Consider the following 15,849-nt stretch of genomic DNA (forward strand, 5'->3'; position numbering starts at 1 on the left):
TCCTTTAGCTGTTATAATTTAATTAGACATACAGATGGTGAGCCTCGGAAGGAAACAAGGAGGGAGGGCATAAAATGAGAAAAATAGAGATGAATGTGGTAGCCACGGACTGGACAAAGATGGAACTGGTCTTGTTGTTCTTCGGGTGGGAGGCGTGTGAACCCGCCCATTATTGGGGACCGGGTGTACGTGATTCCTATATTGTGCATTACATCCATGAAGGACGGGGCATCGTGTACATGGGGGATCAGGAATACAAGCTTAGCGAAGGACAGGGTTTTATCATTTTCCCGGACACGCTTATTCATTATGAGGCAGATCCAAAGGAGCCCTGGACGTATTCGTGGTTCGGCTTCAAAGGGGTACAAGCCAAAGCATTCATGCAACGTGCCCAACTGAGCCCGGAGCGCCCGATATATGATGTCCATGATACGATTACGATGGAACAGTTATATACGGAGATGGTCCAAGCTTCCACGCGACCGGAAGGTGATGTGTTGAACCAGAGTCTCTTGTACCGCTTGATGGCAGAATTAATCTCTTCTTCACCTGTGAAGGAAGAGGTCGGGCAGCTCCTTTCAAACAAAGAAACATACATCCGGCAGGCGGTGCAATTTATGGAGAACAGGTACAGTCAGCGAACTTCCATACTGGATATTGCCCAAGCCGTGGGGCTGGATCGCACGTATCTATCGGGATTATTCAAAGAGCGATATGGCATGTCGCTACAGTCATTTTTTCTGGAGTACCGTATGAATAGGGCTGCCCAACTTCTTCAGAATCCAGGGCTGTCGGTCAGTGAAGTGGCCCATTCTGTCGGTTATACGGACCCATTATTGTTTTCCAAGATGTTTAAGCGTGTGACGGGCGTATCTCCGAAGGGGTCGAGAATTCGCGATTAGACGCACCTAGTGTTTCAAATTTGAAAGAAAAGTTTTGATCATTAAACGTTGTCCCGCTATACTGATACAGAAGTGTAATTGAATATGTGGAACTTGGTGCTTTGCCCGTCAGGGTGGAAGCTTAATAGGGAAGTCCGGTGTAATACCGGCGCGGTCCCGCCACTGTAACAGAGGAGTCAGGTAGCGATAATCCACTGGTTTAAGCCGGGAAGGAGCTGCAAGTGACGATGATTCTGGAGCCAGGAGACCTGCCAGGTTTAACAAACACAGTAGTACCCTACGGGAGATAGGAAGGTGTTTAGAGAGCATGATTTTTTCTGAAAATCTGTTTATTTAAGGCGTCCTCATCCAGTAACACGGAGAGGGACGCCTTTTTTGCTATGGACGGAGAACATCATGGCATATACATAAAGTTTTGGGGAAGGACGTTTGAACACGTGAGCAGATATATCATTAAACGATTAATGCAACTGGTAGTCGTATTGTTCGGCATCACGTTCCTGACGTTCCTGCTAACCTACCTGTCTCCTGGAGATCCAGCCAGACTTATGCTTATGTCTACAGGGGTAACGCCATCTGATGAGCTGGTCAGGCAGGTGAGGTCGGAGCTTGGATTGGACGAGCCCTTTCTCTATCGGTACGGGACTTGGTTGGGACAGGTGATGACTGGGGACTTCGGTACATCATATAAATACAATCGTCCAGTGCTGGACGTGCTGATGGCACGGCTCCCGGCAACGCTTTGGCTAACAGGAAGCGCCATGTTTCTGGTTATACTGGTTTCCTTTCCATTGGGGATGCTGTCGGCTGTCTACCGTAACCAATGGCTTGATCACGTCATTCGTCTGTTCTCTTTTGCCGGATTATCCATGCCCAGCTTCTGGTTAGGTATGTTACTCATGTTGGTCTTCGGTGTACAACTGAAGCTGCTGCCAGTAATGGGCAACTCCGGATGGTACAGCCTGATTCTGCCTGCATGTACACTCGCGATTCCACTTGTTGCCCAGTACAGCAGACAGATTCGTGCGGTCCTACTTGAGGAGACAAGCCAGAACTATGTGATCGGAGCAAGATCCAGAGGTGTGAAGGAGTCGATTATTATTTTGCGTCATATTCTCCCCAATGCTCTGCTGCCGATCGTTACCCTTATGGGCATGACGACAGGTGCATTGTTGGGTGGTGCAGCGATTGTGGAAAGTTTATTTGTGTGGCCGGGCGTTGGACAGATGGCTGTAGATGCGATTTTCACAAGGGATTATCCGCTGATTCAGGGGTATGTCATCTGGATGGCGATCATATATGTCACCCTGAATCTGCTGGTTGATATATGGACTCATCTTCGTGATCCCCGAATCCGACTGGATGTGGATGTATAGATGAGAGCCTTCAGACTTGTATTAATGCAAAATCGCTGGTTTGCCTTCCTGCTGTCTTTGACCGCCTTCTGGATTATTCTTGCCATGGTTGCACCGCTGCTTGCACCACACGATCCACTTACCACGAACTTTGCCAAAGTACTGCAGCCATCCAGCATGGAATATCCCCTTGGAACCGATCAGTTGGGCCGATGTGTATTATCTCGTCTTCTGTACGGTGCACGAACATCGCTGCTGCTCACCTTTATGATGATTGGCATTGTGTTCGTACTGGGTGTAGCGATTGGGGTCATCGCCGGTACTGCTCGGGGTGTAACGGATATGGTTCTCATGCGCCTGTCGGATACCTTAATGGCATTCCCGGGCCTGATTTTTGCGATCGCTGTGGTGGGGATGCTTGGGCCGGGATTGTTCAATACGGTGCTGGCACTGTCGGTCGTCTGGTGGGCGAAGTATGCACGGATGGCGAGAAGCCTAGTGATTTCACTTCAGCAAAAGGAATATGTTGCTGCCGCTGCTTTCAGCGGAGCACGTAAGATACAGATCATTGGCAGGACGATCCTGCCTAATATGATGTCTCCACTCATCGTCATGGCGATGATGGATGTGGGAGGCATGATGCTGTCCATTTCGGGCTTGTCCTTTCTCGGGCTCGGCGCGCAGCCTCCGAACCCTGAGTGGGGGGCCATGTTAAATGAAGGCAGAAGATATCTCCAGACTGCCTCTTGGTTGTTGATTTATCCAGGTCTGGCGATATTTAGCACCGTTATTATTTTTAATTTACTGGGAGACAGTCTGCGAGATGTGCTTGATCCCAAGAAAAATACAGCTTAACTGGAGGAACCAGAATGAAGGGGAATTTTCAAAAATCAATCCTGCTTACCATTGTATCCATGTTCGTTGTATTCTTGCTTGCAGCTTGTGGCACCGCCAATAATCCATCGACCTCGTCGGGAGCAACGGAGAAGCCAGCGGCTACGGACAAGGATACCACAAGTGCACCAACACATCTGAATGTGGCCCTGTTCTGGCTTGGCAGCAATCTGGACCCCGCAGAAGAATGGAACGGCTGGACACTTACGCGTGCAGCGATTGGTGAGACACTGATTCAGTTTGACGAGAATATGAAGCTGGTCCCTAAAATTGCAGATACTTGGGAACGTGTTGATGATACAACTTGGCATTTTCATATTCGGGAAGGTGTAACTTTCCATAACGGAAATAAGGTAACTGCCGACGCGGTGAAAAAATCGATTGAACGCTCCATTGAGTTAAACGAGAGAGGACGATCGACTGTACCCGTAGCCTCGATGACTGCTGAAGGACAAGATCTGACGATTAAAACGACAGAGCCTTATGCGTCACTGCTTGGCAATATCGCCGAGCCACTGTTTATCATTGTGGATACGAGCGCAGATACATCCAAATTCAAGAGCGAGCCAATTGCTACCGGGCCATTTATGGTGACAGGTTATACGCCAGATCAGGAGATCCAGGTGAAGAAGTATGGCGGGTATTGGGGCGGCGCGGCAGATGTCGACACATTGACGTTGAAATACATCAAGGATGATAGTACACGTGCCCTTGCCCTGCAGTCCGGAGAGATTGATGTAGCCAGTAACGTGGGACGCAGCAGTTTGGCGTTATTCCAGGACAAGAGTCAATACACCATAGATGAAATTCCCAGCCTGCGTACCCAGTTCGTGTGGTTTAACACGAGCAATCCGCTGCTGAGTGATCCGGAGGTTCGCCGAGCAATCTCTTATGGTATTGACCGCGAGATGTATGCCAATACGCTGGTGGGCGGTCAGGCTGCCAAAGGGCCATTCACCTCAGCTCTGCCTTTCGGTTATGACAACATCAAGGGATATGACTACGAACCGGAAAAAGCCCAACAGTTGCTGGATGATGCTGGCTTCAAGGATACAGATGGCGATGGCATTCGTGAAAAAGATGGCAAGAAGCTATCGCTACAGCTGATTCTCAACTCCGCTTATGAGTCTGATTCGATTGTGGCTGCTGCAATGCAGTCCCAACTGAAAGAAATCGGCGTTCAATTGGAGATGACCTCGTATGAGGATCTGACCGATCATCAGAAGAGTGGGAATTACGACCTCGCTTTAACAAGCATTAATACAGGTATCACGGGTGATCCGCAGTATATTCTGGATTTCTACTTCATGACGGGCGCGGAATGGAATGTAGGTGGATATAGCAATCCGAAGCTCGATGAGGTCATCAATCGTCTACACTCCGAGTTTGATGTGGAGAAAAGGTATGCTCTCGCGGCAGAGGCCCAGCAGATTATCCTGGATGATGCAGCCTATATGTTTTTGACCTATACCCCGATTAATATTGTGAGTAAAAGTAACGTGCAAGGCGCAACGATGTATCCCATCGACTTCTACCTGCTGGATCGTAATATCAAGGTTGGGCAGTAATGAGTTCCTTGGTGAGTGTCCATCATCTGTCCGTAACTTACAAGGGAGATTCTCTGGGTCTACGGGACTTATCCTTCTCCATGAATAAGGGGGAGATTATCGGGATTGTAGGTGAAAGTGGCAGCGGGAAATCAACCCTGATTCGGGCTTTGCTTGGCCTGCTTCCAGAAGGCGGGCGATACATTGGGGGAGAGATCTCTTTTCAGGAAAAAGCGCTATTGCGTGATTCGCGTTTGGATTGGGCTGACGTGCGGGGGAAGCGGATTGCTATGGTGTTTCAGGACAGTGGATCTTATCTTAATCCCATTCGCAGCATCGGTAGTCAGTATATTGAAGCGATTCGAACTCATTTTACCGTGTCCCAAAAAGCAGCTTATGCCCTGGCTGTGAATATGCTCGGGGACATGGGACTGGATGATCCCGAACGAATTATGCGTTCCTACCCCTCGCAGCTTAGTGGAGGCATGAAACAGCGTACAGCAATTGCTATGGCGGTTACGATGGAACCAGAGCTTCTGCTTGCGGACGAGCCGACGAGTTCGCTGGATGTGACGACGCAGATTGAAGTGATGAACCGATTAAGTGAGCTTCGTTCCCGTCAAGGGACAGGCATGATTATCGTAACACACAATATTGCTGTTGCGGCTCATATGGCTGACCGAATAGGTGTGATGCAGGATGGTACATTGGTCGAGATGGGAGATACTTTCCGTGTCATATCCGATCCTCAGCATGAATACACTTGCAAGCTGCTGAGTACTGTACCTGAATTGGAGGGAAATGTTCATGACTCATGAGCGGTTACCAATTCTGGAACTGCAAAATCTGTGCAAAACCTATGAGTTAAAGGGACACAGAGCAGTGGATGCACTGAAAGCTATTCATTTGCAGCTGTATCCTGGGGAATGTCTGGGGATTGTCGGGGAGAGTGGTAGCGGGAAGAGCACACTGGCCAGATGTGTAACCCATTTGGAGCGAGTAACTTCAGGACAGATTCAATATCGTCAGCAGGATATTACCCGATTGAATGGGAGGTTGCTACGCCAGCAACGAAGGCAGATTCAGATGATCTTTCAGGAGCCTTCGGCTATCTTTAATCCGCGAATGAAGGTTGGAGCATTTATTCGGGAACCACTTATCAATTATAAAGTAATAAAGAGCCAACAAGCGGAGCAGGAAGTGCTCAGGTTGTTGGAACGGGTAGGATTATCTGCCGCTACGGCGGATAGATATCCGCATGAACTGAGCGGAGGAGAACAACAAAGAGCAATTATTGCTCGTGCAATTGGAGTACAGCCAGACATCATCCTGTTCGATGAAGCCACTTCTGCTTTGGATGTTTCCATTCAACAGCAGATCCTGGATCTGTTGGTGGAGTTGAGAAAAGAAACAGGTATCTCATCTATTTTTATATCGCATGATCTTGCAGTGGTTCAGCAGGTGAGCGACCGAATTGCCGTCATGTACCAGGGTGAGGTGGTCGAAGTTGTGGAGAGTTCGCAGTTGACCAGCTCAGCGAATCATCCCTATACCCGGAGCCTGATGTCCTCCGTGTTGTCCTTGAGAGAAATGAAGTATAAAATGCAGAAGAAAAACGAGGAACAAGAACAAGAGCAGGTGGAGGTTCTTCAGGAAAGTCTGTCAGGATGAAACCGATGGCGGCTTTTCGTTAACTGATTAGATTATACCAATAGAATGACACAAAAAGGGTTACCCCGGAAGTCTATAGATGACTTTTAGGGTAACCCTTTTATTGTATAACAGGAACGTTATGCGTGGTTGGGACGCGATCGTTTTTTATGGGGTGATCCCGAACTAGTGTGGTACCTGGGATTGGAAATCGTTCCGGCTGGACTGATAAGCATGGTAAAAGACAATATCCCCATCCTTCAGAGGCCAGATTCTGCCTTGGACGTCCGAGGGCGCTTTGTTGAAACCTTCCATCTGCCATTGATTCATCAATGGTGCATAAATGTATTGTAGATGGGGTGCCTCTGTATTTCCATTCCGCAGGCTCTCCATGTTGAAGTTGACCACGATATAACCATTCTTTAGAAAAATCTTCGATTTCTCATCCAGCTGATTTTGTCGGGCGAGGGGTTCAAGATCGGTACCTTTTGGTACGACATATACATCGGCAGGTAAGCTGTACTCCCCGTACCAGCGCTGGATTGCTGCATTGGCTCGATCCACGTTGACACCGGAAGGAATGTCCGTTTTGGGCCCAATAAGCGTTCTAATCGGAGCGGACAGGATCATCCAGTCATAACGACCTATCCATGTTTTTTGATGAGAAGTCTGATCGACCAGGCGAACCATATGTTCTGCTAACGTACGTTGGTTGCGTTCCTCCGCCGACAGCTCATAAGTATACTGATAACGCGCGGTATCGCCTAACTCTGTGCCGGGTACATTTCGAAGACGTGAGTTCAGAACAACAAATCGTTTCTCCAGATCCTGAGCCGATCCAATCCGGATTAGGCGTTCCTGGCCCCGATGGTAGTACAGATCCACATCTTGCCGGGAGGACCCGTCTTTGCTTACAAAAGCAAAAGTGGGTGTTATTCGGATGCCATCCTGCTTGCCAAACATATTTCCTTTGGTCTTCAGATCGAATTTGAAATGATACCCTGTCTTCACAGTTGCATTAGCAAATCCCTGCACCGGATGGCTTCCTGGCCGAATGGGTAATACAAATGGAGCCAGGTTGCCTCTCGGATCACCATCAATGCTATTCATTCCAGCCCAGTAGCTAAGGCTCGTTGGTTCGGGACTGCCCAGCCGCTTGCGAAAAACATTTTCCCAGTTGTAATCAGAGATATCCGTGACGTGAAAATCATATAACCTTCCGATGACATCTACCGGTACGGTGTCTGCTGCAACATGATGGGCCAGATTGGTATTGGCATCCTGTTGCTCGGTAAAGTTTGCAGGTGCATTCTCTGCAATATTGCGGAATGTAATATGATAATTTCCTTCGTCTACCCATACAGGAAGATAGAATGTGGTGTCCAGTTGATTGACCGGAATATCGACCCATGTCTTGGCAGGGATAAACTGACTCCGGTCTGCGTTGTAGACATCAAACGGAAATTGTACCTGTTTAATTCGAAAATATTTGGCATAATCTCTATTGCCATAACCGGGATAACTTGCTTCGTCCAAGTGCTGTCCTGATGTGGGGATTCGCACAATGAACGGACGTTCCAAAATGAGTGCGGCGCTGGTTGCGTCCGGTATCGTTTTCTGATTATGTCGCTGATCATCCGACACCCAGGCGTAGTTAACAACAGGGGTGTGAACTGTAACGGTGTTGATACCATTAATCGGCAATATTTTATTGGCGCCACCGTTCACGTTACCGGGTAGCAAATCATAATAGATCTCGCCCGAACTCGTTGTGCTGGCTTTATTCAACAGGGAATTGCTGATCATGTTCCCCGGTTTGTACAAGACATCGCGACCAATCGTCGTTGGATTGGGAATGTTGGATGGCGTTGGTCCATCCTTGGTTGCTTCTACATCATTCATAATGGTTGTGTTGTTGAACTTCACCAAATCATTATTCACTTTACTTTGAGGTGTGTTTGTTTCAGCCATCCCTTTTAACCGTGATGTATCATCAGGTACACTGGGTGGAGAGTTCAAGCCTCCTGTAAGTTTGGGTGGAGTATATGAGATTGAAGTGGTTTGCCCTGGTCGTACATGGCTTTCTACGGATTCATCGTTTTTAGACTCCAGTGTTGGTGGTGTGTATCCTGATGGATTCATCGTAACGGTCTCACCGGGCAAAGCGTAATTGTTCATGGTTGCTTTAGCGATCTTATATACTTCCAGGTTATTAATTTTCCAGTAGGAGTAGTCTCTTGTGATTTGGAAGTTGTATGGCTTGGGTACCGTGTCGTTCGCAGGTACAGGTGTCCCTGGTCTACAACCATCATCATCACATTCCTCTGGTCCAGGTACTGTCCACTCTCTGTCGTACGAGATTGTGACATTACAATTGTATGTAACTTTACCGCTCATTTTCGCCCAGGCTTGTTTAAATAGATAATTGTCAGCAAAGGCATTTGTGTAGAGTGACTCGGAAGTAGGTATTCCTTTTAATACATTGAATGTCTCATTATCTCTGTTATCTGACTTAATAACTCCGTTGGCATTTGGATCGAGATCATTCATGCTCATGATGGTTCCAGCAGAAGGTGGTCCAATCGTTGGTGTGCAACCTCCACCACCGCCCCCGTTACCGTCACCATCACCTCCAGGGCCCGGATCTTCTTCAACGCCAATGTTGCTTGTGGTAGTTAAGGTGAAATCATCCTTTTCCCACAGTACTTTGATGGTTGTTGTTCCTCTGCTAACGGCTTGAACTAATCCGGAGTTACTAACCGTAGCGACACCAGGATTGGAAGATTCCCAAGTCGTTGTACCACCGCTGCCGGTATTTACATTGGTCTCCGCTCCAAAGTCTCCATCTCCATTTTTGGTTTTGACCGTTGCATTCAATTGTTTGGACTGGTTCAAGCTAAGTTGTCCGCCAGCGGTAAGGTTGATCTCTTTGGTTATTTCGGCAACGGCCCGCCAATATAAATCTGTGTTGAATTGATAGTCAGCATTCCATTTGGAAGGGTAATATTCTTCCGTTTTGATAGGTGGAATAGCACCACCAATTTGAGTGGTGAATTTTGTGTTACGACCTGTAAATGATTCAACAGAAACCAAGATGGGCAGCCCTGGCTCATAGTAAGCTGTATTATCCATGTAGTGAGGTTCTTTAGATTTATCAGTTATTTCCGTAGAAGAATGTGCTTCACCTCCTTTATCAAAGTACTCAGTCGGAATATAAACATCTTTATTCAAATCAAGGTCGACACAGATTGTCGAAGAGACCGGAAGATTTTTGATGGGGTCGTTTTCTAGCTCGATGTTATTGCACTGGCCGTCAACCTTCCATTTTAGATTATCAATTTGGTAAATATATACACCTATATTAGTTTTCTTTTTCCCTTCAACAGGGATCACCTTTTTCTGTGACTTCGCTGGTGTAGAAGGCTCCATATGGAATGTGTTTATTTCAGGTTTAATTCCAGGTCCTCCACCTGCAGAGGCCTGAGTTACTGATGATACAAGTAATACGAGTGATAACACGAACAACGCCATTTTTTTAACAGCTTTTTTTTCCCTCAAATATAATCCCTCTAATCTGTGGCTATTACGCTGTAAGTGGGTCCTTCTTTGGTCACAAGACTGACAGCAAAAGTAAGCTCTTTATCAAAATGTAAGAGTCCTCTACTCCAGTAGACTGGAGTATTAACAGCGAATACACCTCTAGTTTTTGTGAAATCATTAATTACGGGCCCAGCATATGCAGCAAAGGCTTTCGAAGTTGGAGAATTCATAGGATTAATTGTTGCTGAATTAAGTAAACTTCCGGCTTGTAGTGCATTCATGGTAGTACTTTTCACGTTCAATTCAAGTTCCGCAAAAGAATAATAAGCTCCTCGTACCAAGGTGTATCCCTCATCTACAAAAACAGGGTAATAAATACTCCTTTCAGAACCCTTTGCAAAGGTATTAACAATAATCCAATTTTTTATCTTGAGATCGGCATATTTAGTATCTGTAATAATATTTTTATTACGAACTTTCGAGAAGTCGTCTGTAACCTCACTGTAGTCAACGTCTGGTCCAACCTTTTTCTCAGGTGTTTTTTTGTACGATGGCGCAATAATACTCAAATTCGTCCCTGTCAAACCCACTGTCCGCAGCTCATTCAGCCCCTGGAAATCAGCAGGCTTTGTCTTGGCAACGGCTGCATAACGGGCGATCAATACAGCTACTTCAGCTCGTGTGGTCGTACGATCGACGCCAAATGTTTTATCGTTGGCTACACTCATCAGTCCCGTTCCCAGGGCAACAGCTACTGCATTTTTTTGAGCGTTTGCGAGTTTACCTGTGAAGTATTCCTTTGCAGGCACAACGGTGTTGGTCACATCAGAGAGTGCTTGCTTGTACTCAGGATCAACCACGGTTAGCCCTTGCGTGAGCCAAGTCGCCATCTCGCCTCGTTGAAGAGCTCCCTGTGCATCCAGTTTTCCCTTGTAACTAGAAGGGCTGATAAAGCCTTTCGCGATAGCAGTAGAGACACCGCTTTTTGCCCACTCGGGTATGTCTGTGAAATTGTTTGGTTCTTGTATCGATGCATTAGGCTGGTCGGATAAACGTCCTAGGATACTTGCCATTTCAGCTTTGGTAACGGGTGAACTTGGTTTAAAGGTCCCGTCGGCATACCCCTTTAAATAACCTTGTTCCACGGCCAAATTAATCGCTGAGGACGCCCAGTGTGTAGCCGGAACATCTTTGAATGTAGTTGTAGCTTGAGCGGCTTCTACAGGACTGCCAACGCCTCCAAACCCTACGATACCCCCTGTTAATAAAGCCAATGCGGTTACGCCGGAAATCATCATTTTTTTCATGAATCTTACTCCTCTTCATTGTAGTTTTTGGTCTTTGGTATGTACTGGTTAGGTTACTAGATACTAAATTTGTAATAATAATCAATATTCTACCATGTATAACTAGGCTGTTGGTATGATTTATCATTATATTCCCTCCTCTCCACACAACTCTCACTAATTCTTTAGACCTATTTTCTCTTAAAAAACACAAAAAAAGGCCACGAATCCGCAGATTCATAGCCTTATGCTTTAAGGTCTCTAACATATGTAGTTCCTTCATCAATCATCAATACACCAAGAATACTCGATTTCGAAACATTTGAAAAGCCCATATTATTCAAACTCGTCATAAAGTCAGGCTATCGGTGTTCCATTGGGCAATGGGCTATCCGGTGTAAGCAAGACAACATCGCCTTCACCAGGCACGCCGCCCAGCACGAGTACTTCAGAGACAAAACCGGCAATTCGCCGAGGTGGAAAATTAACTACAGCAATGACCTGTTTGCCAATGATCATGTCAGGCGTGTATCGCTGGGTAATCTGAGCGCTGGAGCGTTTAAGACCAAGTGGTCCGAAGTCGATTGTCATCTTAATAGCGGGTATGCGAGCCTTGGGGAAGGGTTCGGCTTCCACCACGGTACCAACCCGGATATCATGCTGCATGAACTCTTCAAAAGTAGCCATAGGGAGAGATATCCTTTCAATTATGGGATTATTATAAATGAAGAATCAACAAAAAAACCAGATTACGCTGCATCGTAACCTGGATTTCTATTATGTTGCTTTGCTACAAATTAAGCGCCGTTCCAATTTTCCCCGGTGAGATATTTCTCGGTGAGGATGGATAACATCTGAATACCTACTTCATTATGTCCGCCTTCTGGAATAATGATATCGGCATACTTTTTGGATGGCTCGATAAAAGCATCATGCATCGGTTTTACCGTTTCGAGATATTGTTTGTACACGGATTGGATCGTGCGTCCGCGTTCCTCAATGTCCCGCAGCACTCGTCGCAGAATCCGCACATCGGAGTCGGTATCAACGAATACTTTGATGTCCATTAGACTGCGAAGATGTTCGTCAATCAGCACATGCAATCCTTCTACAATGACAATATGGTTCGGTGCCAGTTCAACCGTCTCATTAGCAGCACGGTTATCTATGGTGAAGTCATATACGGGAGCATACGCCGCTTGGCCTTTTTTCAACAAGGTGAGATGCTCAATCAACAGATCATTATCGAATGCAAACGGGTGATCGTAATTGGTGAGTCGGCGTTGCTCAGGTGTGAGCTGCGACTGGTCTTTGTAATAATTGTCTTGGGATATAAATGTGACTTTACCTGATCCCAGACGGTCTATGACGGAGCGAGCTACCGTCGTTTTACCGGAGCCGGTTCCTCCGGCGATACCAATAATGAGCATGGTTGTTCCATAAGCCTCCCTAGAATGGCAGCATAATCATGGACAAAGAGCGCTGATTCAGAATCGACTCAGCACCTCTACCCACAAGTCTGTCTCTGAATACACAATTCCTTCATTGTACCATAGCAGACGGCTTTTTTCATCTGCTTTGGAGAGGGATGTATTCCCTGACGATTGCATGATTGACTTTTTCGAAAACAGCACTATAATAAACTTATATTCATAACACGGACTGTTACTGGGGAAACCAGGCATGACCGAATTCGATTGCTTTACTGTAATCGCTTTCGGTCTTTTTTTATTTTTGTTGGGGGGTGAGAACATTGAAGGTTATCAAGAAAGTAAACAATAACGTGGCCATTGCTATTAATGAACATAACGAAGAGGTATTTGTTGTAGGCAAGGGTGTAGGATTTCTGAAAACGCCCTATGAGTTGACGGAGACGGACTTGGTGGAGAAAATATTCGTAGCTCCGAAGAACATTCGGATGTATGATCTGCTAAACAGTATTCCAATTGAGGATATTTATCTCGCGGAGGAAGTCATCAAGCTGGGCAGTCAGATCCTGAATAAAACATTTAACCCGAATCTGCTTCTCACCCTGTCTGACCATATCAGTTTTGCATTAACCCGAACCAAAGAAGGCATCCGTATCAAAAATCCACTGGAATGGGAAGTGCGGACACTCTATCCGGACGAGACTCGGGTGGGAGAGGCTGCGCTGAAGCTGATTCAGGAAAAAACGGATATCGCTCTGCCGACAGCTGAAACAACACTGATTGCTCTGCACTTTGTCAATGCACAGGTGGGCTCTGGAGAGATGAGTGATACGACAAAGGTAACCACCGTGACGGGCGAAATCCTGTCTGTGATCAAGTATGCGCTCAAAATTGACTTTCAGGAGGATTCCATCCATTTCATGCGCTTTGCCACACATATCCGGTACTTCATTCTGAGGCAGATGAGCGGTAAATCGCTCAAAGACGAGAATGAATCGCTGTTTCTAATGGTGAAGGAGAAGTTTCCGAAGGAACTGGCTTGTGTGGAGAAGATTGCTGATTTCCTAAAAAATAATTACGGCTGGACCTGTTCCGACGATGAAAAATTATATCTGATTCTGCATATTCAGCGATTAATCTCGAACGAACCAACGGAATGAAATTGCTGAATGAACTAACCGAATAATCCATATTGGACTGTTACTGATTCGATCAGGCATGACCAAGCGTAGGGAATGACGATTCCCCGGCTTGGTCATTTTTTATATATCCAATTTATTCATGTAGAGGAGAAGGGTCATGAACAACAAAGACTTGGCTAAAAACGTACTTGATCTCGTTGGTGGCGAGCAAAATATATCGGGTCTGACGCACTGTGCAACCCGTTTGAGATTCGTATTGAAGGATGATAACAAAGCAGACCTTAAGGCGATCGATCAGCTTGAAGGCGTGCTTAAGGCACAAAATTCCGGGGGGCAGATTCAGGTTGTCATCGGTGCTAAGGTAGATGCAGTCTACAGTGAGATGAAAAATCTGACCTCTGACCATATTGGCGAGCTTACGGAGTCAGCAGACAGTGGACCCAAAAAGAGACGCAACCCTGTCAATGTTGTGCTTGAAACCATCGCAGGCATATTCACGCCTGTTCTGCCAGCACTCGTTGGTTGCGGGATGATCAAATGTTTGGCCACCGTTATAACGGCAATGGGATATCTGGAAGGTTCCGGTTTCCTGACGATCATTAATATGATCGGAGACTGTATTTTCTACTTCATGCCATTCTTCCTGGCTGTCAGTGCAGCCAACCGTTTCAAAACCAATCCGTATTTGGCGGTAGCTCTTGCTGCTGGGTTGATGCACCCCATCATTCTAAACGCTGCGTCCCAGATTGCTGAGACGGGTGTGAACAGCATTGACTTTCTTGGCATGCCGATCCTGTTGATGAAATATTCATCTTCTGTCATTCCCATCATTCTGGCGGTATGGATCATGAGTTACGTGTATCCGATCGTTAATCGAGTGATTCCCAAGTTTCTGCAGGTCCTGCTTACCCCAATGATTGTTTTGTTCATTATGATTCCAGTGGAACTAATCGTGCTGGGTCCAGTAGGATCATATATCGGTGACTGGTTGACCAATGGCATTAACTCATTGTTCTCCACCGCAGGTGTGCTTGCGGGTGCGATTCTTGGATTTTTCAAACCAATCATGGTTATGTTCGGTATGCACTATGCCATCATGCCCATACAGGTTCAACAAGTGGCTACACTGGGCGCAACCGTACTGTTACCAACGGCACTGGCAGCGAATTTGGCTCAGGCTGGAGCAGCCTTTGGTGTGTTTGTACTGACGAAGAGCAAAACGATGAAATCAGCGGCTGCTTCGAGTGGATTCACCGCGTTGTTCGGGATTACCGAGCCGGCGATCTATGGGGTAACGCTGAAATATAAACGTCCATTTTTCGCAGGTTGTCTTGCAGGTGGATTAGTCGGTGGATTCTACAGCTTGGTGCATACAACAGCGAACGCTATTTCACTTCCAGGTGTATTGGCAATTGGTACGTATTCATCTGATCGTTACATGTATGTCGTTATTGGTTGTATTGCCGCCGTTGTACTCGGTTTTGTCTTCACGCTGATGGCAGGCATCAAGGAAGATACAGATGGGGGTAAATCGAAGCAACAAGCTACGGATAAGGTGAATAGCAATCAAGCAGTCGTTGCCACAGAGGTAAATCCAGCATCCGCATCAACACAGACATCCACATCTGCTGACATGCTTATCGTTAGTCCGATGACGGGGGAGATCAGACCGATCTCTGAGGTGGAAGATCAGGCATTTGCTCAAGAGTTAATGGGTAAAGGTATTGCGATTCTTCCAACAGAGGGCAAGGTATATGCTCCATTTGACGGGGTAGTCGAGGCCCTTTACCGCACTAAACACGCTATCGGATTAAAAGCCGCGAATGGTGTTGAAATTCTGATTCATATCGGTGTGGATACCGTTAGTTTGAAAGGCAAATATTTTACCGCCCATATCGAACAGGGACAGACCATCAAGGCTGGCGATTTATTAGTGGAATTTGATCCAGAAGGCATTACGTCAGCAGGATATAACACCATTACATCCATTGTTGTCACCAACATGCAACAGTACGGAGACGTACTGACCACAGCGACCAACGGCCCAATTCGGGAGAGCGAAGCAATGATCAAGTTGATCCCTTAGAACCTTAAATAAGATCA

At 46.5% G+C, this 15,849-nt stretch carries 12 protein-coding genes and 1 riboswitch; of the genes, 8 read left to right on the forward strand and 4 right to left on the reverse strand.

Annotated features, from left to right (window positions below):
- Positions 1 to 74: 74 nt before the first annotated feature.
- The 6 genes from MHH93_RS15795 to MHH93_RS15820 all read left to right on the forward strand — a co-directional run bounded on the left by MHH93_RS15795 (position 75) and on the right by MHH93_RS15820 (position 6,369).
- Positions 75 to 902, forward strand: coding sequence for an AraC family ligand binding domain-containing protein (locus tag MHH93_RS15795; protein ID WP_500054798.1), 828 nt, complete (start codon positions 75 to 77; stop codon positions 900 to 902).
- A 77-nt stretch (positions 903 to 979) separates the two neighbouring features.
- A riboswitch (cobalamin riboswitch) is annotated at positions 980 to 1,172 on the forward strand.
- Between the two features lie 167 nt (positions 1,173 to 1,339).
- Entirely contained in the window at positions 1,340 to 2,278 is a 939-nt protein-coding gene (nikB, locus tag MHH93_RS15800; protein WP_500054799.1) for a nickel ABC transporter permease, read from the forward strand.
- Positions 2,279 to 3,112, forward strand: coding sequence for a nickel transporter permease (gene nikC, locus MHH93_RS15805; protein ID WP_500054800.1), 834 nt, complete (start codon positions 2,279 to 2,281; stop codon positions 3,110 to 3,112). It begins immediately after the preceding gene.
- Positions 3,113 to 3,126: 14 nt separating this feature from the next.
- Positions 3,127 to 4,719 (forward strand): ABC transporter substrate-binding protein, encoded by a 1,593-nt coding sequence (locus MHH93_RS15810; protein WP_500054801.1) that lies wholly within the window; start codon positions 3,127 to 3,129, stop codon positions 4,717 to 4,719.
- Complete coding sequence (locus MHH93_RS15815; protein ID WP_500054802.1) at positions 4,719 to 5,516, forward strand: ABC transporter ATP-binding protein; 798 nt, start codon at positions 4,719 to 4,721, stop codon at positions 5,514 to 5,516. The genes MHH93_RS15810 and MHH93_RS15815 overlap by 1 nt, the downstream gene beginning before the upstream one ends.
- The gene (locus tag MHH93_RS15820) at positions 5,506 to 6,369 is read left to right on the forward strand and encodes an ABC transporter ATP-binding protein (protein WP_500054803.1); all 864 of its coding nucleotides are present in this window, start codon (positions 5,506 to 5,508) and stop codon (positions 6,367 to 6,369) included. The genes MHH93_RS15815 and MHH93_RS15820 overlap by 11 nt, the downstream gene beginning before the upstream one ends.
- A 165-nt stretch (positions 6,370 to 6,534) precedes the next feature.
- Here the strand turns inward: MHH93_RS15820 and MHH93_RS15825 are convergent, their stop codons facing one another.
- The 4 genes from MHH93_RS15825 to udk form a co-directional block, all read right to left on the reverse strand.
- A complete protein-coding gene (locus MHH93_RS15825; protein ID WP_500054804.1) occupies positions 6,535 to 9,480 on the reverse strand; it encodes a DUF5704 domain-containing protein in 2,946 nt (981 codons plus the stop codon).
- Positions 9,481 to 9,917: 437 nt separating this feature from the next.
- Positions 9,918 to 11,195 carry an S-layer homology domain-containing protein gene (locus MHH93_RS15830; protein ID WP_500054806.1) on the reverse strand — a complete coding sequence of 426 codons (1,278 nt, stop codon included), beginning with the start codon at positions 11,193 to 11,195 and terminating at the stop codon, positions 9,918 to 9,920.
- Positions 11,196 to 11,531: 336 nt separating this feature from the next.
- Positions 11,532 to 11,861: a chaperone CsaA gene (csaA, locus tag MHH93_RS15835; RefSeq protein WP_076333520.1), complete on the reverse strand. Its 330-nt coding sequence runs from the start codon at positions 11,859 to 11,861 to the stop codon at positions 11,532 to 11,534.
- Between the two features lie 110 nt (positions 11,862 to 11,971).
- Complete coding sequence (gene udk, locus MHH93_RS15840; RefSeq protein ID WP_017691162.1) at positions 11,972 to 12,604, reverse strand: uridine kinase; 633 nt, start codon at positions 12,602 to 12,604, stop codon at positions 11,972 to 11,974.
- A gap of 314 nt (positions 12,605 to 12,918) precedes the next feature.
- Here udk and MHH93_RS15845 point away from each other — a divergent pair, with 314 nt between their 5' ends.
- Both MHH93_RS15845 and MHH93_RS15850 read left to right on the forward strand, forming a co-directional pair.
- On the forward strand, positions 12,919 to 13,764 hold the full coding sequence (locus tag MHH93_RS15845) for a PRD domain-containing protein (RefSeq protein WP_311768645.1): 846 nt from the start codon (positions 12,919 to 12,921) through the stop codon (positions 13,762 to 13,764).
- A gap of 139 nt (positions 13,765 to 13,903) precedes the next feature.
- Positions 13,904 to 15,832 (forward strand): beta-glucoside-specific PTS transporter subunit IIABC, encoded by a 1,929-nt coding sequence (locus MHH93_RS15850; protein WP_500054808.1) that lies wholly within the window; start codon positions 13,904 to 13,906, stop codon positions 15,830 to 15,832.
- Positions 15,833 to 15,849: the final 17 nt, after the last annotated feature.

Origin of the sequence: Priestia sp. FSL H7-0729 (genome assembly GCF_038005685.1) — a bacterium.
GTDB lineage: Bacteria > Bacillota > Bacilli > Paenibacillales > Paenibacillaceae > Paenibacillus.